19 protein-coding genes and 1 pseudogene are annotated in these 25323 nt (G+C 68.9%); 9 read left to right on the plus strand and 11 right to left on the minus strand.

The window, feature by feature from the left end:
* Positions 1–70 precede the first annotated feature (70 nt).
* The gene (locus ACFSXZ_RS23480; protein ID WP_378267300.1) at positions 71–1261 is read right to left on the minus strand and encodes a TetR/AcrR family transcriptional regulator; all 1191 of its coding nucleotides are present in this window, start codon (positions 1259–1261) and stop codon (positions 71–73) included.
* A 96-nt stretch (positions 1262–1357) separates the two neighbouring features.
* On the opposite strand from ACFSXZ_RS23480, the gene ACFSXZ_RS23485 reads away from it, so the two are divergent.
* Together ACFSXZ_RS23485 and ACFSXZ_RS23490 are read left to right on the plus strand one after the other, a co-directional pair.
* Entirely contained in the window at positions 1358–2566 is a 1209-nt protein-coding gene (locus ACFSXZ_RS23485) for an acetyl-CoA C-acetyltransferase (RefSeq protein ID WP_378267301.1), read from the plus strand.
* Positions 2567–2604: 38 nt separating this feature from the next.
* Positions 2605–4770, plus strand: coding sequence for a 3-hydroxyacyl-CoA dehydrogenase NAD-binding domain-containing protein (locus ACFSXZ_RS23490; RefSeq protein ID WP_378267302.1), 2166 nt, complete (start codon positions 2605–2607; stop codon positions 4768–4770).
* Positions 4771–4827: 57 nt separating this feature from the next.
* Here the strand turns inward: ACFSXZ_RS23490 and ACFSXZ_RS23495 are convergent, their stop codons facing one another.
* The 5 genes from ACFSXZ_RS23495 to ACFSXZ_RS23515 form a co-directional block, all read right to left on the minus strand.
* Positions 4828–6663, minus strand: coding sequence for a glycoside hydrolase family 3 protein (locus ACFSXZ_RS23495; RefSeq protein WP_378267303.1), 1836 nt, complete (start codon positions 6661–6663; stop codon positions 4828–4830).
* Between the two features lie 95 nt (positions 6664–6758).
* A complete protein-coding gene (locus ACFSXZ_RS23500) occupies positions 6759–8309 on the minus strand; it encodes an acetolactate synthase large subunit (protein WP_378267304.1) in 1551 nt (516 codons plus the stop codon).
* Positions 8310–8438: 129 nt separating this feature from the next.
* Positions 8439–9815, minus strand: coding sequence for an FAD-binding oxidoreductase (locus tag ACFSXZ_RS23505; protein ID WP_378267305.1), 1377 nt, complete (start codon positions 9813–9815; stop codon positions 8439–8441).
* 380 nt (positions 9816–10195) lie between these two features.
* Positions 10196–10702, minus strand: coding sequence for a DUF3830 family protein (locus ACFSXZ_RS23510; RefSeq protein ID WP_378267306.1), 507 nt, complete (start codon positions 10700–10702; stop codon positions 10196–10198).
* A 29-nt stretch (positions 10703–10731) separates the two neighbouring features.
* Entirely contained in the window at positions 10732–11991 is a 1260-nt protein-coding gene (locus tag ACFSXZ_RS23515) for an aspartate aminotransferase family protein (protein ID WP_378267307.1), read from the minus strand.
* 175 nt (positions 11992–12166) lie between these two features.
* On the opposite strand from ACFSXZ_RS23515, the gene ACFSXZ_RS23520 reads away from it, so the two are divergent.
* The 3 genes from ACFSXZ_RS23520 to ACFSXZ_RS23530 all read left to right on the plus strand — a co-directional run bounded on the left by ACFSXZ_RS23520 (position 12167) and on the right by ACFSXZ_RS23530 (position 19144).
* Positions 12167–13621: an NAD-dependent succinate-semialdehyde dehydrogenase gene (locus ACFSXZ_RS23520; protein WP_378267308.1), complete on the plus strand. Its 1455-nt coding sequence runs from the start codon at positions 12167–12169 to the stop codon at positions 13619–13621.
* A gap of 61 nt (positions 13622–13682) precedes the next feature.
* Positions 13683–14744: a tartrate dehydrogenase gene (locus ACFSXZ_RS23525; RefSeq protein ID WP_378267309.1), complete on the plus strand. Its 1062-nt coding sequence runs from the start codon at positions 13683–13685 to the stop codon at positions 14742–14744.
* A 146-nt stretch (positions 14745–14890) separates the two neighbouring features.
* On the plus strand, positions 14891–19144 hold the full coding sequence (locus ACFSXZ_RS23530; protein WP_378267310.1) for an HAD-IC family P-type ATPase: 4254 nt from the start codon (positions 14891–14893) through the stop codon (positions 19142–19144).
* A gap of 167 nt (positions 19145–19311) precedes the next feature.
* On the opposite strand, the gene ACFSXZ_RS23535 is transcribed toward ACFSXZ_RS23530, so the two are convergent.
* On the minus strand, positions 19312–19890 hold the full coding sequence (locus tag ACFSXZ_RS23535) for a TetR/AcrR family transcriptional regulator (RefSeq protein WP_378267311.1): 579 nt from the start codon (positions 19888–19890) through the stop codon (positions 19312–19314).
* Positions 19891–19975: 85 nt separating this feature from the next.
* On the opposite strand from ACFSXZ_RS23535, the gene ACFSXZ_RS23540 reads away from it, so the two are divergent.
* Together ACFSXZ_RS23540 and ACFSXZ_RS23545 are read left to right on the plus strand one after the other, a co-directional pair.
* Entirely contained in the window at positions 19976–21019 is a 1044-nt protein-coding gene (locus ACFSXZ_RS23540; RefSeq protein ID WP_378267312.1) for an NAD(P)-dependent alcohol dehydrogenase, read from the plus strand.
* 68 nt (positions 21020–21087) lie between these two features.
* Positions 21088–21237, plus strand: a pseudogene (locus ACFSXZ_RS23545) (IS3 family transposase); the annotation flags it as partial.
* Here ACFSXZ_RS23545 and ACFSXZ_RS23550 read toward each other — a convergent pair.
* Complete coding sequence (locus ACFSXZ_RS23550) at positions 21234–21842, minus strand: TetR/AcrR family transcriptional regulator (RefSeq protein WP_378267313.1); 609 nt, start codon at positions 21840–21842, stop codon at positions 21234–21236. The pseudogene ACFSXZ_RS23545 and the gene ACFSXZ_RS23550 overlap by 4 nt on opposite strands.
* 93 nt (positions 21843–21935) lie before the next feature.
* Between ACFSXZ_RS23550 and ACFSXZ_RS23555 the strand changes: the two genes are divergently transcribed.
* Together ACFSXZ_RS23555 and ACFSXZ_RS23560 are read left to right on the plus strand one after the other, a co-directional pair.
* A complete protein-coding gene (locus ACFSXZ_RS23555) occupies positions 21936–22685 on the plus strand; it encodes an SDR family NAD(P)-dependent oxidoreductase (protein ID WP_378267314.1) in 750 nt (249 codons plus the stop codon).
* A gap of 36 nt (positions 22686–22721) precedes the next feature.
* Entirely contained in the window at positions 22722–22820 is a 99-nt protein-coding gene (locus ACFSXZ_RS23560) for a hypothetical protein (protein WP_378267315.1), read from the plus strand.
* A gap of 30 nt (positions 22821–22850) precedes the next feature.
* Here the strand turns inward: ACFSXZ_RS23560 and ACFSXZ_RS23565 are convergent, their stop codons facing one another.
* The 3 genes from ACFSXZ_RS23565 to ACFSXZ_RS23575 all read right to left on the minus strand — a co-directional run bounded on the left by ACFSXZ_RS23565 (position 22851) and on the right by ACFSXZ_RS23575 (position 25233).
* Positions 22851–23576 carry a GntR family transcriptional regulator gene (locus ACFSXZ_RS23565; protein WP_378267587.1) on the minus strand — a complete coding sequence of 242 codons (726 nt, stop codon included), beginning with the start codon at positions 23574–23576 and terminating at the stop codon, positions 22851–22853.
* Positions 23577–23743: 167 nt separating this feature from the next.
* Positions 23744–24469 carry a maleate cis-trans isomerase family protein gene (locus tag ACFSXZ_RS23570; RefSeq protein ID WP_378267316.1) on the minus strand — a complete coding sequence of 242 codons (726 nt, stop codon included), beginning with the start codon at positions 24467–24469 and terminating at the stop codon, positions 23744–23746.
* Between the two features lie 26 nt (positions 24470–24495).
* Positions 24496–25233: a maleate cis-trans isomerase family protein gene (locus ACFSXZ_RS23575; protein WP_378267317.1), complete on the minus strand. Its 738-nt coding sequence runs from the start codon at positions 25231–25233 to the stop codon at positions 24496–24498.
* Between the last annotated feature and the right edge of the window lie 90 nt (positions 25234–25323).

Genomic DNA, 25323 nt, shown 5'->3' on the forward strand with positions numbered 1-25323 from the left:
AGTACCACGTCACCCTCCTGAGAATCCCGCAGCTAACCTACTGGCGAGTAGGTTAGCACGATTCCGCGGTTCACGCGCGGGGTTCTCGTGGTTCGCCGAGTACCGCCGTCATCAGGGCGACGAGTTCGGCCGCCAGCCGCGGCCGCGCGGCGAGCCGCCGGGTGCGGGTGAGGTCGTTCGCGATGGTCAGCGCCGCGTGCACGGTGATGGTGGCCTCACGGGCGGGCAGCCCAGGTCTCGCGGCAACGAGCAGATCGACCCACTGGGCCACATAGTCCCGCTGGGCGCGGATCAGATCGGCTCGGTCCTGCTCGGGGATGTTCGCGCCGGGAACGGACAAGCTCACCAGGAGCTCGGGAGATCCGGTCAGCACCCGGACGTAGGACTCGGCCAGTCGCTGGAGCGCTTCCGTCTCGTTCGCGCTGCGCTGCAGGGCGCGCTCGGCGTCGAGCGCGAGGCGGCCCGCGACCCGGCGGGCGATCGCGCAGAACAACCCTGACTTGCTCGGGAAATGCTTGTAGACGCTGGGCCCCGCGATGCCCGCGGCGGCGCCGATGTCCTCCATGCTCACCGCGTGAAAGCCCCGCTGGTGGAACAGTTCGGCCGCCGAAGACAGCAGTTGCTCGCGCCGTGACGGCGTGCCGACCCCTGGCGACGGCGGGGTGGCGCTCGGGACGGCTTCGGTGGCCGGAAGGTCCGCGTGCAGCACCTGTCTCGCGAGTCCGACCAGCAGTGTGACGTAACGCTGCCTCGCCACGCTCGTCCGGTGCACCGAGACGCTGCCGAAGACACTCAGCGTTGCCCAGCACAGCAACTCCGCGTCCTCAGGTCTGAGTTCGGGTCGCAGCGAAAGCAACATCTTGGCCCACGTGGAGAGCAAGCCGCTGGAGCGTTTCGCGATCTTTCGCTGGTCTTCGGGAGAGAGGTGCCTGCCTTCCCAGCGCCACAGGGCCGTGACGTCACGGCGTTCGACGGCCACGGCGGCGAGTTCGTTCAGCAGGACGCCGAGCCGTCCGGCGTCGAGAGTCGCGGCCGCTTCGGCGGTCCTGCGCTCCAGTTCGTCGAGGCCGGACAGCAGCACGTAGGCGAGGATCGCCTGCTTGTCGGTGAAGTGGCGGTAGAGCGCGGGGCCCGTCACGCCGGCCGCGGCGGCGATGTCGTTGATGCCGACACCGGAGTATCCGCGGGCACGGAACAGCTCGGCCGCGACCGAGGCGAGTTGACTCCGCCGGTCTTTCCTGCGCCGGGTGTGCTGGTCCATAGTGAGCACACTGTAGCCATAGTCGTGACCGTTGCTCCAGCGGTTTCGCCGGTCTATGTTAGTGAGTATTAGCCTTTCGCAGGAAGGACCGTCCCGGTGAACGAGGCATACATCTACGAGGCGATCCGCACGCCTCGGGGCAAGAACAAGGGCGGGTCCCTGCACGGGACCAAGCCGGTCGACCTGGTGGTGGGCCTGATCGAGGAACTGAAGGCGCGCAACCCGGACCTGGACCCCGCCGCGATCAACGACATCGTGCTCGGTGTGGTGACGCCGATCGGGGATCAGGGCGCCGACATCGCGCGCGCCGCGGCGATGGCCTCCGGCCTGCCCGACACGGTCGCCGGGGTGCAGCTCAACCGGTTCTGCTCGTCCGGTCTGGAGGCGGTCAACCAGGCCGCGGCGCGGGTGCGCTCCGGCTGGGAGAACCTGATCCTCGCCGGCGGTGTCGAGTCGATGTCGCGTGTGCCGATGGGGTCCGACGGCGGCGCGATGTTCACCGACCCGGCCACCAACTACGACACCTACTTCGCGCCGCAGGGCATCGGCGCCGACCTGATCGCCACCATCGAGGGCTTCTCCCGCGAGGACGTCGACCGCTTCGCCGTGCGGTCGCAGGAGCGGGCCGAGGCCGCGTGGTCGGGCGGCTACTTCGCCAAGTCCGTGGTTCCGGTCAAGGACATCAACGGGGTCACCATCCTCGACCACGATGAGCACCGCAGGCCGGGTACCACCGTCGAGGCGCTGGGCAAGCTCAAGCCGTCCTTCGCGGGCATCGGCGACTTCGGTGGTTTCGACGCCGTGGCGCTGCAGAAGTACCACTGGGTGGAGAAGATCGACCACGTGCACACCGGCGGGAACTCGTCGGGGATCGTCGACGGCGCGGCGCTCGTGCTGCTCGGTGACGAGGAGGTCGGCAAGCGCTTCGGGCTCACCCCGCGCGCCCGGGTGGTGGCCACCGCGGTCACCGGTTCGGACCCGACCATCATGCTCACCGGTCCCACGCCCGCGACGCTCAAGGTGCTCGACGTGGCCGGGCTGACGCTCGACGACATCGACCTGTTCGAGCTCAACGAGGCCTTCGCCGCCGTGGTGCTGAAGTGGATGAAGGACCTGAAGCTGCCCGACGAGAAGGTCAACGTCAACGGTGGTGCCATCGCGATGGGACACCCGCTGGGCGCGACCGGCGCGATGATCCTGGGCACCATGGTCGACGAACTCGAGCGCCGCCAGGCCCGGCGCGCGCTGCTGTCGCTGTGCATCGGCGGTGGCATGGGGATCGCCACCATCATCGAACGCGTGTAACGACCAACCACCTCAGCGGCGCTGACAAGGACATAGAGATGACAGAGTCGAAGACCATTCGCTGGGAGACCGGCGACGACGGGATCGTCGTGCTCACCCTGGACGATCCGAACCAGTCGGCCAACACCATGAACGCCGACTTCCGCGAGTCGCTGGGGGCGATCGTGGACCGGCTGGAGTCCGAAAAGGACTCCATCACCGGAGTGGTGGTCACCTCCGCGAAGAAGACGTTCTTCGCGGGCGGTGACCTCAAGGACCTGATCCAGGCCACGCCGGAGTACGCCGAGGAAATGACGCGCTCCACCAACGAGCTCAAGGCCCAGCTTCGCCGGCTGGAGACCTTGGGCAAGCCGGTGGTCGCGGCGATCAACGGCGCCGCGCTCGGTGGCGGGCTGGAGATCGCGCTGGCGTGCCACCACCGGATCGCCGCGGACGTGCCGGGCAGCCAGATCGGCTTCCCGGAGGTCACCCTGGGCCTGCTGCCCGGCGGTGGCGGCGTGGCGCGGTCGGTGCGGCTGCTGGGCATCCAGAACGCGGTGATGAACTGGCTGGTGCAGGGGCAGCGGCACAAGCCGGCGAAGGCCGCCGAACTGGGCCTCGTGCACGAGCTGGTGTCCACTGTGGACGATCTGCTGTCGAAGGCGAAGGAGTGGATCAAGGCCAATCCCGAGGCCACTCAGCCCTGGGACGTCAAGGGCTACAAGATCCCCGGCGGTACGCCGTCGAGCCCGTCGTTCGCGGCGAACCTGCCCGCGTTCCCGGCCAACCTCCGCAAGCAGCTCAAGGGCGCGCCGATGCCCGCGCCGCGCGCCATCCTGGCGGCGGCGGTGGAAGGCGCCCAGGTCGACTTCGACACCGCCACGGTCATCGAGACCCGGTACTTCGTCAACCTGGCCACCGGCCAGGTCGCGAAGAACATGACCAAGGCCTTCTTCTTCGACCTCCAGACGATCAACTCGGGCGGCTCCCGGCCCGACGGCTTCGAGAAGTACACGCCCACCAAGGTCGGTGTGATCGGCGCGGGGATGATGGGCGCCGCGATCGCCTACGTGACCGCCAAGGCCGGGATCGACGTCGTGCTGAAGGACGTCTCTGCCGAGCAGGCGGCGAAGGGCAAGGGCTACGCGGAAAAGCTGGAGGAGAAAGCGCTTTCCCGCGGCCGCACCACCAAGGAGCGGTCCGAGGCGCTGCTCGCGCGGATCAAGCCGACGGGCGACCCGGCCGACTTCGCCGGTGTCGACTTCGTGATCGAGGCCGTGTTCGAGAGCCAGGAGCTCAAGCACAAGGTGTTCGGCGAGATCCAGGACGTGGTCGACGCGGACGCGGTGCTCGGCTCGAACACCTCCACGCTGCCCATCTCCGGCCTGGCACAGGGCGTGCGGCGGCAGGAGGACTTCATCGGCATCCACTTCTTCTCGCCGGCGGACAAGATGCCGCTGGTGGAGATCATCCGCGGGGAGAAGACGTCGGACGCCACGCTGGCCAAGGTCTTCGACTACGTGCTGAAGATCAAGAAGACCCCGATCGTGGTCAACGACAGCCGCGGTTTCTTCACCAGCCGGGTGATCGGCACGTTCCTCAACGAGGCCGTTGCCATGGTCGGCGAGGGCGTCGAACCCGCGTCGATCGAGCAGGCGGGCTCGCAGGCCGGCTACCCGGCGCCGCCGCTGCAGCTGATGGACGAACTGACCCTGACCCTGCCGAAGAAGATCCGGCAGGAGACCCGCGCCGCGGTGGAGGCCGCCGGAGGCGTCTGGAAGGCCCACGGCTCCGAAGCCGTCATCGACCGGATGGTGGACGAGTTCGATCGCAAGGGCAAGTCGTCGGGTGCCGGGTTCTACGAATACGCCGACGGCAAGCGCGCGGGGATCTGGCCAGGACTGCGCGAGGCATTCAATTCCGGCAGCGCGCAGGTCTCGTTCGAGGACCTGAAGGAGCGGATGCTGTTCGCCGAAGCGCTGGAAACCGTGCGGTGCTTCGACGAAGGCGTGCTGAACTCGGTGGCGGACGCGAACATCGGGTCCATCTTCGGTATCGGGTTCCCGGCCTGGACCGGTGGCGTGGTCCAGTACATCAACTCCTACCCGGGCGGGCTCGCCGGATTCGTGGCCCGCGCCCGGGAACTGGCCGACCGTTACGGCGACCAGTTCACTCCGCCGCAGTCCCTTGTGGACAAGGCGGAGAAGGGTGAGATCTTCGAGTGACCTGCTGAGACACAGCACTCGGGCGCCCGGTCGACACCGGGCGCCCGAGTTGTTTGTTCAGCGGTGGTACCGGAGACCGAAGCCGAAGGGGAACAGGCCCTGCTGGCCGTCCCCGACGTTGATCGGCTCCTGGGACGCCGAACGCGGCCAGGTGTCGGGCAGTTTGCCGGTCGGGTTGTAGTCGCCGAAGAGGACGTCGGCGACTCCGGCGCCTTCGGTACCCGGCAGCCACGACTCCAGCAGCGCGTTCCAGTCCGGCAGTTGCTGGGTGATGTCCAACGGCCGGCCGGAGACCAGCACGACGACCACCGGCACCCCGGAGGCCTTGAGCCGGCTCAGCGTGGCCAGGTCGTCGGCGTCCAGGCCCATGCCGTTCGGGCGGTCGCCCTGACCTTCGGCGTACGGGGTCTCGCCGACGACGGCCACCGCGGTGTCGTAGTCGCCGTTGATTCCGGTGCCGTCCTTGCTGTAGGTGACGTTGTCCGTCCCGGCCTTCTGCTGAATCCCTTGCAGGATGGTGGTTCCCGGGGTGATCGGGCCGCTGCTGCCCTGCCAGGTGATGGTCCAGCCGCCGGTCTGGTTGCCGATGTCGTCCGCGTTCTTGCCGGCCACGAAGATCTTGTCGTGACGGGAAAGCGGGAGCGCGCCGTCGTTCTTCAGCAGCACCTGGGATTCGCGGACCGCCTGGCGGGCGAGCGCGCGGTGCTGGGCGTCACCGATGGTGCCGGTGTACCGGCGGTCGGTCAGCGGGTGCTCGAACAGGCCGAGCTCGAACTTCTTGGTCAGGATGCGGCGGTTGGCGTCGTCGATGCGGGACAGCGGGATCCGGCCCGCCTGCACCTCCGAGCGCAGCGTGTCGATGAACTTCTTGAAGTCGTAGGGGACCATCACCATGTCGATCCCGGCGTTGATCGCCGCGTCGACCTCGTCCGTGGTGAAGCCCGGCTGCCCGTCGATCCTGTCGATGCCCTGCCAGTCCGTCACCACGAAACCCGAGAAGCCGAGTTCCTTCTTGAGCACGTCGGTGATCAGGTAGTGGTTGGTGTGCATCTTCACGCCGTTCCAGCTGCTGAAGGAGATCATCACCGAACCGACGCCACGGTCGACGGCGGCGCGGAACGGAGGCAGATGGATCGCCCGCAACTGGTCTTCGGTGAGTTCGGTGTTGCCCTCGTTGACTCCGCCGGTGGTGCCGCCGTCGCCGACGTAGTGCTTCGCGGTGGCCAGCACGGAACCGCTGTCGCTCAGCGAATCGCCCTGCAGACCGGTGATCAGCGTGGTCATGGAGGAGGCGATTTCCGGTGTCTCACCGAAGGATTCGTAGGTGCGGCCCCAGCGGTCGTTGCGGGCGACGCACAGGCAGGGCGCGAAGTCCCAGTCGATCCCGGTGCCGGAGACCTCTTCGGCGACCGCGCGGCCGATGCGCTGGGCCAGCGCCGGATCCCTGGTCGCGCCCAGGCCGATGTTGTGCGGGAAGATCGTGGCGCCCACGACGTTGTTGTGCCCGTGCACCGCGTCGATGCCGTAGATCACCGGAATGTGCAACGGCGATTGCAACGCGGCCTGCTGGAACCCGTCGTACATGTCGGCCCACGCGGTCGGCGTGTTCGGCGTCGGGGTGGAGCCGCCGCCGGAGAGCAGCGAGCCGAGCCGGTAGGTGGCGATGTCGGCCGGGTCGGTGATCGCGGAGCGTTCCGCCTGGGTCATCTGGCCGAGCTTGTCGTCCAGCGACATCCGCGACATCAGGTCGTCGACGCGGAGGCGGACGGGTAGGTGGGGATTGAGGTAGGCAGGTCCGCGAGCCGGTGCGGCCGACGCCGCCGCCACGCCGGAGACCAGCGTGAGGGCGGCGGCGAACACGGTGAGCGCGGATCTGCGGGGACGAAGACGCATCGGTGAGTCCTCCTCGACGCACGAGTTTTGTTGCGCGACACAACATATGCGCGTCGAGTAACGTAGCTCACCATTTCGCCGCGGTATAGACCTATTTAGACCAACGGCGGAACGATCGCGTCGATGAGGTGCGGGCCGGGCTCGGCGAGGGCGCGCGAGAGCTGTTCGGCCAGTTCCTCGGCGGTGGTGGCCCGGCTGGCGGGAACGCCCATGCCCTCGGCGATCTTGACGAAGTCGAGGTCCGGGCGTGAAAGATCCAGCAGGTCGTTCGCCTTCGGGCCCGAGCCTTCCGCGCCGACCCGCTGCAACTCCACGCGCAGGATCCCGTACGCCCGGTTGTTCAGCACGACCGTGGTGATGTCGAGGTTTTCCCGCGCCATCGTCCACAGCGCCGAAATCGTGTAGAGGGCGCTGCCGTCGGCTTCCAGCGCGATCACCGGACGATCCGGCGCGGCGATGGCGGCGCCGACCGCGACCGGCAGGCCCTGGCCGATGGCGCCGCCGGTGAGGGTCAGCACGTCATGACGCGGCGCGCCCGCGGTGGCGGCCGGCAGCAGCACACCCGAAGTCTGGGCCTCGTCGGCGATGATCGCGTTTTCCGGCAGCAGCGCGCCGATCACTTCGACCCAGTTCTGCACGGTGAGCGGACCGCTCGGCAGCTCCGGCCGCTGGGCCTCCTGGAGGATCGGCGCGGTGTCCGGCGCGACCTCGTCCGCCAGTGCTTCCAGTGCTTCCACGACATCCTGGCCGGGTTCGGCGAGGGTGTGCACGCGCGCGCCTTCGGGCACGAGGTCGCTGGGCTTGCCGGGATAGGCGAAGAACGACACCGGTGGCTTCATCCCCGCCACGATGACGTGCTTGATCCCGGTGAGCTGGTGGCTGGCGTGCTCCGCGAGGTAGCCCAGCCGCTCGACGTTCGGCACCCCGGCGCCCCGCACGATCCGGGCCGGGAACACCTCCGCGAACGGCTTGGCTCCCGTGGCCGCGGCTATCCGGCTCACCGCGCGCAACGCGGGTTCGTGCGTGGCGGACCCGCCGATCAACAGCGCCGCCGGTTCGCCGGTGCGCAGGGCTTCCGCGATCGCCTTGACCGTCGTCTCCGGCACCTGCTGCGGTGAGCGAGGGGGGACCGGTTTCACCGCGGTCCCGCCGTCGGTCCAGGAGATGTCCGCCGGAAGGATGAGCGTGGCCACTCCGCCCGGTGGCTCCTGCGAGGCGGCCACCGCGAAGGCGGCGTCCGCACCGACCTCGGCCGGGCTCACCGACCGGCGGACCCAGCCGAGCGTGCCCGCGACCGAGTCGATGTCGGACTCCAGCGGCGCGTCGTACTTCTTGTGGTACGTCGCGTGGTCACCGACGACGGTGACGACCGGGGTGCGCGCACGGCGGGCGTTGTGCAGGTTCGCGAGGCCGTTGCCCAGACCGGGACCGAGATGCAGCAACGCGGCCGCGGGACGGCCCGCGATCCGCGCGTAGCCGTCGGCGGCGCCGGTGGCCACGCCCTCGAACAGGGTGAGCACGCCACGCATCTCGGGCACCGTGTCGAGCGCGGCGACGAAGTGCATTTCCGAGGTGCCGGGATTGGCGAAGCACACGTCGACACCCGCGTCGACCAGCGTGCGGATCAGGGACTGTGCGCCGTTCATTTCGCTCCCTACTGTGCTGTTCGTTACCAATCCGACCACAGTCACGGCTATCGGCTTGCGTAGCAACGGTCACGCCTTGCCCGGGGTCTGCTGCCTACTTTTGGTCGGATTGGTAACACAGGGGACGTCTCAGTCGAAGAGGACGCCGGGGTTGAGGATGTTCCGAGGGTCGAAGGCCTGCTTGACGCGGCGCAGCAGGGCCAGTTTCGCCGGGTCTTCCAGCGCCGCGAAATGGTCCTTCTTGGCCTGGCCGATGCCGTGCTCGCCGGAGATCGCGCCCCCGGCGGCGATGCCCGCGGCGAAGATGTCGTGCAGCAGCTTGTGCCGTTTTGCCGCGTCCTTGCAGAAGATCGCGAGGTGCACGTTGCCGTCACCGGCGTGGCCGCAGCCCACCACCCCGCCCTCGGCCGCGGTGGCCAGTTCTCGCGCCCTGGCAAGGAAACCGGGCATTTCCGAGCGCGGCACCACGACGTCGATCACATCGTCGGCCCCGGCCGCCTTCGCGGCCCAGAAGGCCTTTTCCCGCGCTTCGATGAGTTTCCGGGCGCCGCCGCCGTCGAGCACGTAGACATCGGACGCGCCGAGTTCGCTCATCACCTCGGCGGTGCGCAGCATGTCGCCGTCGAGCCGGTCGCGATCGCGATTTTCCAGTCCCACCACCAGATACGCCTGCGTCGCGTCCCGGACTTCATCGGACACGCCGAGTTCGAGCTTCTCGTTGTGGCTGATCGCCGCCATCGTCAGATTGTCGATGTATTCCAGGATGTCCGGCGCGACGCCGCTGGAGATGATCCGGGGCACCGCGGCCATCACGTTGTCCAGATCGGGGAACGGGGCGAGCAGGGTCGCGCTGTGCGCGGGCCGCGGGTAGAGCTTGACGATCACCTCGGTGACCAGGGCGAGCGTGCCCTCCGAGCCGATGATGAGCTGGGTGAGGTCGTAGCCGGTGGAGACCTTGGACGTCTTGCCGCCGGTGCGGATGACCTCCCCGGTGGGCAGCACGGCTTCGAGGCCGAGCACGTTGTTCCGGGTGACGCCGTACTTCACGGCGCGCATGCCACCGGCGTTCGTGCCCACGGTGCCGCCGACACTGGCACTCAGCTCACCGGGATAGACGGTGTAGGCGAGCCCGGCCGCGGCCGTCTTTTGCTCCAACTCGGCCAGGGTCGCGCCCGGCTGCACGACGGCGACCTGGTTCACGGCGTCGACCTCCAGGACGGCATTCATCCGTTCGAAGGAGATCAACAGACCGTCCTCGCGGGGGCGGGCCGCGCCCGACAACCCGCTGCCGGACCCGCGCGCGGTGACCGGCACGCCGTGCCCGGCGGCCGTGGTGAGCAGTGCGGAAACCTCGGCGGCCGTCGCGGGTTTGGCCACGACGGCCGGTTTCCGGGGTTCGCAGGTAAGGGATTCGTCGCGCGCGTAGTCCTCGGAGATCCGGCCACCGGTCAGCAGTTCGCTCTCGCCGACGATCTCGGCGAACCGGGCCACGACAGCGTCGTCCATAGGCTCACCCTAGTGCTCCCTCTCATGACGTGGAGGGGCAGCGTGCGAGCCGGAGGCACCCGGGCGAGAAAACGGCCGGCTTTCCGCCCACACGAAGCCGTGAGCGAAAAGCCGGCCGAGTCCGCTGGGTCAGAGCAGGATGCCCACTCCGACGAGAATGGTCAGCGGGTCGAGGACGGCGGTGGTCTGTTCCGGGCAGCAACGGTTCATTGATGAGCTCCCTGTCAGAATCGGTGAGGTTAATGCCTGGTTTTCCGCTTTCGAAAGCGACCAACATGCTATGTCCGGTTCGCGCGGAACCACAACCGATCGTCACCGTTTCCGGGCGGGGAGCCCGCAAAGAAAATCCGTTCGGGTAAACTGCCTGACACGTTCGGGTTTTAGTTGTCCTCTGCCCTGGCGAACGACAAGGTTTCCCCCTCGACTCCGCGCAGCCACAGGTCCTGCGCCGCCGCGGCCATTTCCGGCAGGCCCTCCACGATCGTGGCGAAGACGTTGCCCGGAACCCAGCCGGCGTCCCCGTTGATCAGCAGATTGTTTCGCCCGTAGAAAATGGCCAGATCGGTCGCGCCGCCCTCGCCGTGCGCTTCACTGGAATCCTCGTAACCGTAGGCCGGGTTGCCGATTTCCCAGGCCTCGAAGCCGAAATACACGACGTCACCCGGAATGGGGGTGACGGTCGGATTCTCCCGGCCCGGCTTCGGATCCGCGAACGGCGGAACCAGGGTGTAGACCTCGTTGCGCGCGTACTTGGCGTGATAGGCCGAGCCGCTCTGCGGCAACGCGTCCCAGACCGCGCGGCAGGTGCGCGGCGCTTCGTTGTCGAGCAGTATCGCCCGGCAGGAAACGCCCCGTTTGTCCAATGTGATCGTGATGTACCGACTCATCCTCTTCCTTCGGGCAGCGCGATGACTTCTCAGGCGGACGCGGTGACGGCTGCGACGGTTTCGCTCCAGATCCCCAGTGCCTCGTCCACCTGCTCGGCGGTGACCACCAAGGGCGGGATCATCCGGACCACGTTCATGTACGCCCCGCAGGTCAGCAGCAGCAGGCCGCGCTGCGCGGCTTCCCGCTGCGCCGCCTGCGCGGTGGCGGTGTCGGGCTCGCCGTCGGCGGTGCTGAACTCGGAGCCCACCAGCAACCCGAGCCCGCGCACGTCACCGATCGCGGGGGTCTTGTCGCCGACCAGCCGCGCCCCTTCGAGCAGTTGCCCGCCCCGTGCCGCCGCGTTGTCGACGAGGCCTTCCTCCTCGATCACGTCGAGCGTGGCCAGCGCCGCCGCGCAGGACACCGCGTTCCCGCCGTAGGTGCCGCCCTGCGATCCCGGCCACGCCTTGGCCATCAGCTCCTTCGACGCGGCGATGCCGGACAGCGGGAACCCGCTCGCCAGGCCCTTGGCGATGGTCATGATGTCCGGACGGACCCCGAAGTGGTCGTGGCCCCAGAACCGGCCGGTGCGGCCGAAACCCGTCTGGATCTCGTCCATCACCAGCAGAATCCCGTGTTCGTCGGCGCGCTCCCGCAGTCCCGCGAAGAACCGCTCGTTGCCCGGCACGTAGCCGCCCTCACCGAGGACGGGCTCGACGAAGAAGGCCGCCGTCTCGCCGGGTGAGGTGACCGTGGCGAACAGGTAGTCCAGCTCGCGAAGCGCGAACTTCGTCGCGGTCTGCTCGTCCCACCCGTAGTGGTAGGCGTAGGGGAACGGCGCGACGTGCACGCCGCTCATCAGCGGGGAGAAGCCCGCGCTGAACCGGGTGCCCGAGGTGGTCATGGTGGCGGCGGCCACCGTGCGGCCGTGGAAGCCGCCCTGGAAGACGACCACGTTCGGCCGGCCGGTGGCCTGCCGGGACAGCCGAAGCGCGGCCTCGACCGCCTCGCTGCCCGAGTTGGAGAAGAACAGCGAGTCGAGCCCGTCGGGCAGCACGTCACCCAGCCGCTCGGTGAGCCGCAGCAGTGGCTGGTGCATCACGGTCGTGTACTGACCGTGGATCAGCTTGCCCACCTGCTCCTGGGCCGCGCGCACCACACGGGGGTGACAGTGACCGGTGCTGGTGACCCCGATACCGGCGGTGAAGTCCAGATAGCGGCGTCCCTCGGTGTCGTAGAGACAGGCTCCCTCGCCGTGATCGGCGACGACCGGGGTGGCCTGTTTGAGCAAAGGTGAGAGCTGGGCCATGAGGCGGGCTCCTTGTGTTATCGCGGCTGGGGAGCGATGGTCATGGTGAAACGGACGTTCGTGGTCGGTCACCCGGAAACTCGCCCGGGTGGCCGTCGCGGCCATGAGCGAGTTGTAGATTGTTGACAATCATGCATAGCATGGCTGCCGGACCGGGTGCAATCAGGAGACGTCAATGAGTGAAGCCAGCGTGGTCGAGGCCGTGGGCAAAGAGCTGTTCATCGGGGGGAAGTGGGCGCCCGCGACCGGCGGCCGCACCTTCGCCGTCGACGACCCCTCGACCGGTGAAGTGCTGTGCGAGGTCGCGGACGCCGGTCCCGGTGACGGTATGGCGGCGCTGGATGCCGCGGTCGCCGCGCAGGCCGACTGGGCGGCGACGGCGCCGAGGGAGCGCAGCGAGATCCTGCGCCGCGCCTACGAAGTGCTTCTCGCGCGCAACGAAGACCTCGCGTTGCTGATGACGCTGGAAATGGGCAAGCCGCTGGCCGAAGCGCGCGGTGAGGTCGCCTACGCGGCCGAGTTCTTCCGCTGGTTCTCCGAGGAGGCGGTGCGGATCGACGGCGGGTACCAGGTCGCGCCGAACGGCAGCGGACGGTTCCTGGTCACCCGGCAGCCGGTGGGGCCGACGCTGTTGATCACGCCGTGGAACTTCCCGATGGCGATGGGCGGCCGCAAGATCGGGCCCGCCATCGCGGCCGGGTGCACGATGGTGATCAAGCCCGCCGAGCAGACCCCGCTGTCGATGCTCGCGCTCGCCGCGATCCTCGCCGAGGCCGGCCTGCCCGCCGGGGTCCTGAACGTGGTCACCACGACCGATCCCGGTGGCGTGATGGAGCCCCTCATCCGCGACGGCCGTGCCCGCAAACTTTCCTTCACCGGTTCCACCTCGGTCGGCCGGAGGCTGCTGGAACAGTGCGCCGACAAGGTGCTGCGCACGTCGATGGAACTCGGCGGCAACGCGCCGTTCCTGGTCTTCGACGACGCCGACCTGGACGCCGCGATCGAAGGCGCCATGCAGGCCAAGATGCGCAACATCGGTGAGGCGTGCACCGCGGCCAACCGGTTCTACGTGCAGCGCGGTATCGCGGCCGAGTTCTCGCGCAGGCTCACCGAGCGGATGTCCGCGCTGGCCGTCGGCCGCGGCACCGAGCCGGACGTGACCGTCGGCCCGCTGATCGACGCGGACGCGGTCGAGAAGGTCGGCGAACTGGTGCGGGACGCGGTCGAGCGGGGCGCCAAGGTGCTCACCGGTGGGGCCACTGTGGACGGACCTGGTCACTTCTACCAGCCCACCGTGATGGTCGACGTGCCGCGCGACGCGCGGATGGGAACCGAGGAGATCTTCGGCCCGGTGGCCCCCATCTCGGTGTTCGACACCGAGGACGAAGCGGTCGCCGCCGCCAACGACACCGAGTACGGCCTGGTGAGTTACGTCTATACCAACGACCTCAAGCGGGCATTGCGCGTGTCGGAAAGCCTGGAAGCCGGGATGATCGGCCTCAACCAGGGCATCGTGTCCAACCCGGCCGCGCCCTTCGGCGGGGTCAAGGAGTCCGGGCTCGGCCGGGAAGGCGGCCGCGTGGGCATCGACGAGTTCCTGGAGACCAAGTACGTCGCGGTAGCCCTGTGAGGCGCCCTCTGCCGATCCGCGGCAGCCAAGTCGGCCACGGCGAAGTCGCGGAGGAAGCACTGTGAGCGGGTACCGGATCGCCTGTGTTCCCGGGGACGGGATCGGGGTGGACGTCGTGGCCGAGGCCCGGAAGGTGCTCGACGCGGCGGTCGCGGCGCACGGCTCGAGTCTGGAGTGGACGGACTTCGACTGGAGCTGTGAGCGCTATGCGCGTACCGGGACGATGATGCCGGAGGACGGCATCGAACAGCTCTCCGGTTTCGACGCGATCTTCCTCGGCGCGGTGGGTTTCCCGGGTGTGCCGGATCACGTTTCCCTGTGGGGCCTGCTGATTCCGGTGCGCCGCGCGTTCGCGCAGTACGTGAACCTCCGGCCGGTGCGGCTGCTGCCCGGGACCTCCACTGTGCTCGCGGGCCGGACGGCCGAAGAGCTGGAGATGGTGATCGTCCGGGAGAACTCCGAGGGCGAATACTCGACAATCGGCGGGCGGCACGACCGGGGCAGGCCGGGCGAGTTCGCGGTGCAGGAGGCCGTCTTCACGCGCGCGGGCGTGGAACGGATCATCCGTTACGCGTTCGATCTCGCCAGGACCCGCACCGGGCGGGTGTGCTCGGCCACGAAGTCGAACGGCATCATCCACACGATGCCGTTCTGGGACGAGATCTTCGCCGAGGTGGCGGCGGACTACCCCGACATCGCGAGCGAACAGTGTCATATCGACGCGCTGGCCGCCCGGATGGTGGAGCGGCCGGACCGGCTCGACGTGGTGGTCGGCTCCAACCTCTTCGGCGACATCCTCAGCGATCTCGCCGCGGCGGTGACCGGAGGGCTCGGGATGGCGCCTTCGGGAAACATCAACCCTCCCGGCGAGTACCCGTCCATGTTCGAGGCCGTGCACGGCAGTGCCCCGGACATCGCCGGTCAGGGCATCGCCAACCCGGTCGCGCAGATCCTGGCCGGCGCGATGATGCTCGAGCACCTCGGGGAAACCGCCGCCGCGGCGGCCGTCGACGCCGCGGTCGAGACCGTGCTGGCCGAAGGGGTGGTCGCCACCCCGGATCTGGGCGGCAAGGCGACCACGACCGAACTCGGTGACGCCATCGCGGCCGCCGTGCGCGGTTGACGGGAAAGCGCTTTCCGAGCCGACGGGCTCTTGCCCCGGAAACAGGGGCAAGAGGCCGTTCCGCTGCCCGGCACGCATAGCTTCGACGGGAATTGGGCACTTCCTGATCACGAGTTCGTGATGTGACAGGTGATCGGGGTGGTGTCATGAGGCTTCTTGGTGTGCGGGTGCCGGGACCGGTGTCGGTGGTGAAGAGTTTGCTTTCACCGCTGATGACGTCGGCGGAGCGCCATGTCTGGTCCTGTGAGGGGCGACTGCACATCGAGGCTCATGGCGTGAGCGGACCGGGCGGCGAGGCCGTGGCCGAACGGATCGAACGCGAGTTGGAGAACCACCCCGGGGTGAAGTGGGCCAGGGTGAACGCACCGGCCTCCCGGGTGATCATCGAAGTCGGCGAACCCGCGCCACGCCCGGCGGAACTCGTGGAGACGGTCAAGCGGGCGGAGGCCGAACCCGCCCCGGAGGAGCTCGAGAAGCACCACCCGGCCGACGGCATGCGAGGCACTCGGCTGGTGCAGACGCTCGCCGCCGACGCGTTGGGCATCGGACTTTCCGTGATCACCCGGCTCGCTCCGTGGGCGCCTCTGCCGCCCGAAATCGCCGCGCTTCCCGGTTTGCTGGACATGCACCCGAAACTGCGCGAACTGGCGGCGGGCCGCGCCGGTGGCCACGAGCGAGCGGACTCGGCGACCTCCATCGCGGCGGCGCTCGCGCAGGGCCTGGCCACCGGGAGCGACGGATCTCTCCTGGACGCCACCCAACGGATCGAGCAGTGGCGAGAGACCAAGGCGCACGAAAAAGCCTGGTGTGCCTTGGAAAGCGAACTGATCGACGGTCCGGACAGCGCGGGCGCCCCGCCGGTGATCACCGAACGGCCGCGGCCCGTGCCGGAGGGGCCGGTCGAGACCTATCAGCGCCGGGTGATGAAGCTCGGCGCCGCCGCGACCGCGGTGGCTCTGCCGTTCGGGCCGCGGCGGGCGATGGGGGTCGGGCTGGCGGCACAGCCGAAGGCCGCGGAGGCGGGCCGGGCGGCGTTCGGCGCGCATCTCGGCCGGGTGCTGGCCTCGCAGGGTGCGCTGGTGATGGACCGCGCGATACTTCGCGGGCTGGACACCGTCGACGTGGTGGTGATCGACGAAGGTTCGATCGGCGAGGCCCGTCCGGAGCTCGACGAGTTGATTCCGGCCGAAGGCGCCGATCCGCACGAGGTGGCGGCATGGGCGTGGCGGCTGTTCGATGCGTCGCGAACCGGTGAGGTCCGGGAATCCGACGGCTGGCGGATGGGGCCGCTCGGCGAAATCCACGCGACGGGCGAGGTGCCCCGGCGTGAGGAGGGCATGCTCGGCCTCGCCCGCGGCGATGCGCTGCAGGCCGTGCTCACCGTGAGGCGGCGGACTCCGGCCGAGATCGGCACGCTGGTCGCGGCGGCCCGTGCCGCGGAGGTCACCGTGATCGGCGCCAACGACGGCGAGCCGTCGTTCGAGGCCGACCGGGTCGTGCCCGGCGGCGCACGCCTGACCGCCTCCGTGCGTGACCTGCAGGCCGAGGGGCACGTGGTGTTGCTGGTCTCCGGTGACCGACGGGCGCTCGGTGCCGCCGACTGTGGTGTGGGCACGCACCGCGACGGCGAAGCTCCTCCGTGGGGAGCGCACGTGCTCGTCCGTGACGATCTTTCGGTGGCGGCACTTCTCGTGCGGTCGGTGGGCGTCGCCCGCGATGTGACCCGGGAGAGCATCAGGCTCGCGCAGGGCACCAGCGGAGTGGCCGCGCTGAGCGCGTTGCAGGCGGGACGGACCAGTCCGGCGAGCCGCGGTCTTCGGGTGGTGAACGCGGGCGCGGCGGTGGCGCTGGCCAACGCGCACCGGCGTGCCCGGTCTCTGCGAACGCCCAAGCCCGCCACGGAACCTCCGCCGTGGCACCTGATGCCGGTGGACGTGGTGCTGACACGACTGCGTGCCGACCGCGATGGGCTGACCTCCCCTGAAGCCGGACGCCGTAGGCGCGAGGAGAAACCCGACTCCGCGACCGGTTTCACCGCCGCGTTCCTCGCCGAGTTGGCGAACCCGCTCACCCCGGTCCTCCTTGGTGGCGCGGCACTTTCGGCGTCGGTGGGTTCTCCGGTCGACGCGGCGCTCGTCGCCGGAGTGACCGCGTTGTCCGCCCTCGTCGGCAGCGTTCAGCAGGTCTATACCGAGCGGGAACTCGCCGCGTTGTTGAACCGGTCGGCCGTCAGTGCGACGGTTCGCCGCGACGGGGAAGAGCGGGTGGTGAACGCCGACGAACTCGTGCGCGGTGACGTGGTCGTGCTGACGGCGGGGGATGTGGTGCCCGCCGATTGCCGGGTGCTCGAGGCACGCGGGCTGGAGGCGGACGAGTCGTCGCTGACCGGGGAATCCCTGCCGGTGGCCAAGGATTCCCCGCCGGTGATCGCGACCGACGTCGCGGACCGCACGTCGATGCTCTACGAGGGGACGACCGTAGCGGCAGGCCACGCCGTCGCTCTCGTCGTCGCCACGGGCACGGAAACCGAGGCAGGCCGCGGAATGGCGATCGCGCGGGAGAACGCGCCGGTCACCGGGGTGGAGAGCCGGCTGACCGAGCTCACCCGCAAGAGCATGCCGCTGGCGGTCGGGTCCGCGGTGGCCGTCGTGGGCGCGGGTCTCGTCCGCCGTGTCCCGGTGCGGGAAAGCCTTTCCGCCGCGGTGAACCTGGCGGTGGCCTCGGTGCCGGAAGGACTGCCGTTCCTGGTCAACGCGGCGCAACTGGCCGCGGCACGGCGGCTCGCCGCGCACAACGCCCTGGTGCGCAATCCGCGGAGCATCGAGGCGCTCGGCAGGGTGGACGTGTTGTGCTTCGACAAGACGGGCACGCTCACCGAAGGAAAGCTCGCCGTCAAAGAGGTCGACGACGGGCGTCGCCGCCACCCGATCGGCAAGCTGGGCGGGAGATCCCGTGCCGTGCTGACCGCCGCGCTCCGCGCCACCCCTCACGCCGACGACCCCGCCGAGGTACCTCACGCCACGGACCAGGCGATCCTGGAGGCCGGGCAAGAGGCGGGAGTGCGGACCGACTGGAAAGAGGTCCAGTCCATTCCGTTCGAGCCCTCGCGCGGTTACCACGCGACCGTCGGAACAGTGGCGGACGGCCGGCCGGTGTTGAGCGTCAAGGGCGCGCCGGAAGCCGTGTTGCCGCGCTGCGCGCTCGACGAGGCGGAGCGCACGCGACTGTCGCTTCGGATGAAGCGGCTCGCGAGTTCGGGCCGCCGTGTGCTCGCGGTCGCCGAAGGCCACCCCCGTGATCGGCAGGTGGACGAAGAAGCGGTGGCAGACCTGGAATTCCTGGGTTTCGTGGCCATCGCGGACCCGGTCCGGGGCAGCGCGGCGCCCGCCGCGGCGAAACTCCGCGAAGCGGGTGTCCACATTGTCATGATCACCGGGGACCACCCGGAGACGGGAAAGGCGATCGCGGGCGAGGTCGGTCCGGACGACGGCGAACCGCATGTGGTCACCGGCGCCGAACTCGACGCGATGGACGAGGAACGGCTGGAGGAAACCCTTCGGACGGTGGACGTCGTCGCCCGGTGCAGCCCGGCGCAGAAGGTGCGGATCATCAAGGCCTATCAGCGGCAAGGGCGGACCGTCGCGATGACCGGTGACGGCGCCAACGACGCACCGGCGATCCGGCTCGCCGACGTCGGCATCGCGCTCGGCGGACACGGCAGCCCGGCCGCCAAGGCCGCGGCCGACCTGGTGGTCACCGACGACCGGCTCGAAACGATCATCGCGGCGCTCGTGGAGGGCCGGGCGATGTGGGCGTCGGTGCGCAAGGCACTGGGCATCCTGCTCGGCGGGAACCTCGGCGAAATCGGGTTCAGCGTCCTGGGATCGGTGCTCACCGGCCGGTCCCCGCTCACGGCCCGGCAACTCCTGCTGGTCAACCTGCTCACCGACCTGGCACCGGCACTGGCCATCGCACTGCGCAAGCCTGGCGGCACCCCGCTCGGCGAAGGCCCGGAGCGTTCGCTCGGAAAGTCGCTGGACACCGAGATCGGTGTACGTGCCGGTGTCACCACGCTGGGCGCCACGGCGGCGTGGTCGCTGGCCCGCTTCACCGGGCGACGGCGCCGGGCGAGCACAGTGGCGCTGGCCGGATTGGTCGGCACCCAACTCGGGCAAACCGTGCTGGCCGGCGCCGACCGCACGACCGCGGTCACCGCGCTCGGGTCGGCGGCGGCGCTGGCCCTGGTCATCCAGACTCCGGGCGTCTCCCGCTTCTTCGGTTGCACGCCGCTGGGACCGGTGGGCTGGAGCATGGCACTGGGCAGCGCCGCGGGCGCGACCCTGTTCGGCGGCCTGCTCGAATCCCGCACCGGCAACCAGGAACAGCCGGAGGGCGCTTAAGGACCGACATCGGTGCGCGTGCGGTTTCCGTTGTCCGGTAAGGAATCCCGGGGCCAGATGTATTGACCACGAGCGTTGTTGACAGGGGCAAGGCGCTCTCTCGCGCGTACGTGGCCGTGCCTGGGCTGTGACCGGTTCTCTTCATCGTGCGGGTGCCGTCCGTGCGATCAACCGGCGCGAAGCCCCGCGAGGTGGATGCGGAGGAAGCGACGCCACGGAGCATCATCACCGTCGGGTGAAGCGGCGACCACTCCACGGGTTGCGACGATGAGCGCCTTGATGTCGTCTGCCGTCACATGCTGCGCGAGATATCCCGCGTCGACCGCCTTCTGCGTGAGCTGGCGGACGCTGTCCGCTGTCCGCGCGCTCACCTCGCCATCGCTGGAGGCCCGGTCGGTCAAGGCGGCTGCGTACCGGCGCTTCTCCGCGTTGAAGGCCCCCACGAATTCGAGAAATCCTTCAAGGCCAGCGGCCGGGTCGGGATCCTTCAGGGCGGCCGCGGCGGCCTGGTCCAGCTCTTCGACGAAGAGCTGCGCGATGGCGTCGAGAAGGGCGTCCTTGCCGGCGAACCGCCGGTAGATCGTGCCGACGCCAAGGCCGGCGCGGGAGGCAATGGCCTCCATGCTGGCCTGCGGTCCCTGCTCGGCGAAGACCGCGCGCGCGGCGTTGATGACGATCGCGTCATTGCGCAATGCGTCCCGACGCGGAGCGCGGCGGGAGCCCGAAGGGCTGGGGCGTGGGTTCACCTCGCCAGTGTACCCAAAACGGAACCTGCATTCCGCATCATGCTAAGTTGAATGAAGATTCCGGATTGATGAGAGGGAGCTGCTCATGAGGACCACGACCGGCTGGCAGAGCCTTGAACAGAACAGCAACGCGCTGGCGCGCGTCACCATCGAACGGCGCGACCTGCGCCCCGACGACATCGCCGTGCGGATCGACTACTGCGGTGTCTGCCACAGTGACCTGCACCGCATCCACGGGATGCTCGGAGAAAAGGACCTGGTCCCGGGGCACGAAGCGACCGGCGTTGTCGTCGCCACCGGTCAGGCGATCACCGGGTTCGTCGTGGGCGAGCGGGTCGCCATCGGCACGATCATCGACTCATGCGGCCAGTGCGCCATGTGCGAAGCCGGGCAGGAGAACTACTGCTACAACCGCCCGACCACCACCTACGGCGGCACCGACCGTATCGACGGAACCCCGACGAAGGGGGCCTACAGCCGCGAGTACGTCCTGCGCGAGAAGTTCGCCTTCCGCCTGCCCGACGGGCTCGACCCGGCTGCCGCGGCACCGCTCATGTGCGCCGGTGTCAGCGTCTGGGAGCCCCTGCGGGCCGCCGGTGTCGGCCCGAGCAGCCATGTCGCCGTCGCCGGTCTCGGGGGACTCGGCCACATCGCGGTGAAGCTCGCCTCTGCGCTGGGAGCCGAGGTGACCGTTCTCAGTCGCAGCACGGCCAAAGAGCAAGATGCCCTGAGTCTGGGGGCGACCGGACTGCTCGTAACCACCGATGAGGCCCAGGTCGCTGCCGCACGGGGTCGCTTCGACTTCATCCTCGACACCGTCTCGGCCGACCACGAACTCACGCCCCTCATCGGCATGCTGGGACTCGACGGAACCCTGTGCGTGCTCGGCAACCCCTTGATGGCCGGGCCAAAGCTCTGGGAGCTGGGGGCCGGCCGCAAGAAGATCACCTCCTCCGGCACCGGAGGGCTGCGGCAGACCACCGAAATGCTCGAATTCTGTGCCACGCACGGCATCACGGCCGACGTCGAAATCCTTCCCTCGAACAAGATCGAAACGGCCTTGAACCGCCTCGCAAACGGTGACGTCCGCTACCGCTTCGTGCTGGACATGTCCGACCTCGACACGTAGCCGTCCTTCACAAGGCCAGGCCAAAGCGCCGAGCGTCCTGGGCCTGGCCTCACTTCCGGCTCTCCAGGGCCTACGTGCGCCCGTACTCCAGCACTGCCGAACGCACCGAAGCCCTGGCGGACTTCCTGCACACCTACAACTACCACCGGTGTCATACCGCACTTGGCGGCCAATCGCCCATCAGCCTCGCGAACAACGCTGCGGGACAATACGGCTAGACGGGCGGGAAGGTGCGCAGCGCGGCGTCGACCATCCGCAGGAGTTCGTCGCGGTCGGCGCCGCCCGCGGCCTGCACCGCGATACCGTTCGCCATGGTCGTGAGGTAGCGCGCGAGGATCTCCGGGTCGGCGTCCGGGCGCAGATCGCCCTCGTCGACCGCTCGCCGGAACCGTTCGCGGAGGTGCGCACGGTCCTCGGCGCACCGGGCGAGCAGGGCGTCACGGGAGGCCTCGCCGAGGTGCCCGGAAGCCATGAAGCCCTGCACGACCAGGCATCCGGCGGGGCAGTCCGCCCGGGTGGACGTCCGGACGGAACCGGTGAGGTAGGCCGCGGCCACCTCCCTGGCCGTGGGTTCCTTCAAGGCTCGGGCGGTGTAGGAACCGGGGCCTTCGGCGTAGCGCTCGAGGGCCTTGCGGAACAGATCTTCCTTGTTGCCGTAGGCCGCGTACAAGCTGGTTTTCGTGATCCCCATGGCACGGGCCAGTTCGGTCAGGCTGACACCGTCGTAGCCCTCTTTCCAGAAGACCACCATGGCCCGCTCCAGGGCTTCGTCGGCGTCGAACCCTCGTGGCCGGCCGATCGGCGCCTTCCGGACGTCTTCCACGCTGGCCAGCGTATCACTTCTGTACCGACCGGACCGGAACTGCTACTGTTCTGTTCCGGTCCGAACGGAACAGAACGAAGGCGAGTTCGACACATGAAAAGGCTTGAAGGCAAGATCGCGGTGGTCACCGGCGGCGGCACGCGGGGAATCGGCCGTGCCACCGCCGCCCGGCTGGTCGCCGAGGGAGCGCACGTGTTCATCACCGGCCGCCGCAAGACCGAGCTGGACGAGGCCGTCGAGGCCATCGGGCCCGGCGTTCGCGCGGTTCCCGGCGACATCACGGACCCGGCCGATCTGGACCGGTTGTACGACACGGTCCGCGATCACGGACAGGGCTTGGACATACTGTTCGCCAACGCGGCCACCGCGTCGTTCGCGACGATCGAGCAGATCACCGAAGAGGAGCTCGATCGCATCTTCGGGGTCAACGTCAAGGGCACGCTGTTCACCGTGCAGAAAGCGCTGCCGCTGCTCAACCACGGCGCCTCAGTGATCTTGAATGCTTCCACCACGCTCGACCGCGGCACATCGGCCTTCGGTGCGTACGCGGCATCCAAGGCCGCTGTTCGCTCCTTCGCGCGGACCTGGGCCAACGAACTCAAGGGCCGGGGCATCCGGGTCAATGCGATCTCACCGGGTCCGATCGACACCTCGGGCGTCACCGAACTTGTGGGCGAGGAGAACTCAGCCGCGTTCAAGGCCAGCGAGGGTGCCCGGGTCGCGATGGGCCGGGTGGGACGCCCGGAGGAGGTCGCCGCGACCGTGGCCTTCCTGGCCTCCGCGGACAGCAGTTACATCATGGGAAGCAACCTCTACGTCGACGGCGGCGAGAACCAGATCTGAGCCCGCCGCCGTCGGTGAGGAACCGGCGACGTCAGGGTGGTCGTCGAACGGACGTTTCCGTTCGACGAGACCGCCGGTGCCGTCGCACACGTGCTGGCGCATCACGCCAGCGGCAAGATCGCCATTGCCGTGTAACGCCGGGACTTGAATCAGCAGGGGTGTGGTTCAAGTTTGTGGCCGGCTCACGGCGGGCGAGCGGAGCGTGGAACCGGGGGCCAGGCGGCGCACGGCGTCGTCCATGTGTGCTTCCAGAAGGGTCAACGCCGCGTCCTCGTCGCCGATGCGGATCGCTTCGGTGATCCGCTTGTGTTCGGTGACGCGCTCCTCGTCGCTGGAGTAGGTGCGCCGAAGCGCGGACAGGCACATCCGGGTCTCGATCAGGAGGGTCCGTGCCATGCGCTGTAAGCGCTTACTTTCCGAGGCGGCGACCAATGTCTCGTGGAACCGGATGTCGGCCTCGCCCACCTGGGCACCATCGGTCGCGGCGGCCATGTCTCTGACCGCTTCGGCCAACAGGTCCGCCACACGCTCGGGGTCGCCACGCAGGACGCGCAACACCGCTTCGCGTTCGATCGCCAGGCGGGCGGCGTAGATGTCACGCACGTCCTCCGGTTCGAGGTCGATCACGAACAGCCCGCGGTGGCGTTCACTGCGCAGCAGACCCTCCGACACCAGGCGTTGCATCGCTTCCCGCAGTGGTCCACGGGAAACCTCGAACTGGCCCGCCAGTTCGGTTTCGCCCAACTGGGTGCCGGGTGGCAGGGAGCCGTTCATGATCGCCTCGCGCAACTGGCGCGCGATGATCGCGGCGGTCGACTCCCGGTTGACCGGTTCGAGGTCGGTCAGGGTCGGGGCGGGAAGCGTCGCGGTCCGTTCGCGCGGCCGGACCACCGCGCCACGGCGGACCGCCTTCCCGCGCGGCCGCCCCGCCGCCACGGCCCCGTCGCCGTCGGCGGATGCTTTGTCAATGGTCAAGTGACTGTTGCCTTTCGGTGTCCGGTGTGGGGGCTAGCGCCCACACCACCGTGTTCCGTGGGGGCACGGCCCCCACTCCCCCTTCACCGCTGCCCCGCGCCGTCGCGGAACAGCGCCCCCAGTCCGGCCGTCACGGGAACGTCCCCGATCAGGCGCAGTCCTTCCCATATCGTCACCTGGTTCGCCGTGAGGACCGGCTTGCCCAGCCGGTCCTCGATCGCCGGGATGACACCGAGCGTGCGCATCGCGGTGTCCGGGATGAGCACGGCGTCGGCGCCGGGATGGTCGTGGCTCACCGCGAGTTCGAGCACCGCCTCGGGCGACAGCCGGCCCACTTCGGCAGCCGTGTCGATGTCCTTGCTGGACATCGACATCACTTCGACGCCGCCCGCGGCGAGGAATTCCACGAAATATTCCGCCACGTCCCTCGGGTAACTCGCCGCCACCGCGACCCGGCGCAGCCCCAGCGCGGCGGCCGCGTGGACGAACGCGAACGAGGTGCTCGATGCCGGTTTGCCCGCCGCCGCGGACAGTTTTTCCACCTGTTCGCGCGCGCCGTCCCAGCGGTAGACGAAGCTGCCGCTGGTGCAGGCCCACACCACCGCATCGGGTTCGTGCTTCGCCAGCAGCGAGGCGCCTTCGGCCAGCCGCCGTTCACTGCCGAGGTCGAGCAGTTCGGCCACGGCGTGCAGGTCCGTGCCGTAGATGTGCTCGACGGGCAAGCTCACCTGGCGGCCGAACAGCCCCTCGGCGAACGGGTAGTCGTCCTCGGCGGCGTGGTCGGGGTAGATGAAACCGGCGACCGGCATGCGGCTCCTCCCAAGAGTCGGCGATCCTACACTTCCCTGAGCCATTTGCCCGGGCCGACGATCGGCAGGGCCATGCGCTTCAGGCAGGCCCACATGGTCAGCTGATTGGCGGTGAGCACCGGCTTACCCAGTGCGTTTTCGAGCGGTTCGACCAGATCGTAGGTCGGCAGGTTGGTGCAACTGACGAAGATGGCTTCGGCGTCGGGGTGATCTGCGGCGAGGATCCGTTCGGCGATGGTGCGGTAGCTCACCCGCCAGATGCCACCGCCGAGTCCCAGGTGGTCGCTGGAGACCGTGTCGACGTTCAGTTCGGTGAGGAAGTCGTGCAGCTTCGCGGTCAGGTCCGCGTCGTAGGGAGTGATCACCGAGACGCGGCGGAGATCCAGCCGTCTCAGCACCTCGGCCAGGGCGCCCGACGTCGTCACCGCGTCGGGGGCGCCGGCGTCACAGATCGCCTTGCACAGCGAACGCTCGTGGTCCACACCGTTGACGAAACTTCCCGACGTGCACAGGTAGGCCACGACCTCGGGTTCGACGTGCAGCACGTCCCGGGTCGCCGCCGCGAGGTGGAGATTGTTGCTGACCAGATGAGCCATCTCCATGCTCACCGGCACCGGCTCGTACGGTGTCCGCGCCAGGTGCAACGAGACCTCCATCGGCACCCATCGCCACAGTTCGCGTTCGAGAGCGAGGTCGAACGGGGCGATCACGCCGATGCCACGCTGGGCCAGCGGCCCGTCGAAGGCAGGGAAGTCCAAATCCAAGGCTCGCCCTCCGGAGGTTGCGCTTTGCAGGAGTAAGCCTCCGGGGTGGCTCCTCGGATTGTTGACAATCATACGACCCGCTCCTACCGT

Source organism: Amycolatopsis pigmentata (assembly GCF_042684065.1).
Classification (GTDB): domain Bacteria; phylum Actinomycetota; class Actinomycetes; order Mycobacteriales; family Pseudonocardiaceae; genus Amycolatopsis_E; species Amycolatopsis_E pigmentata.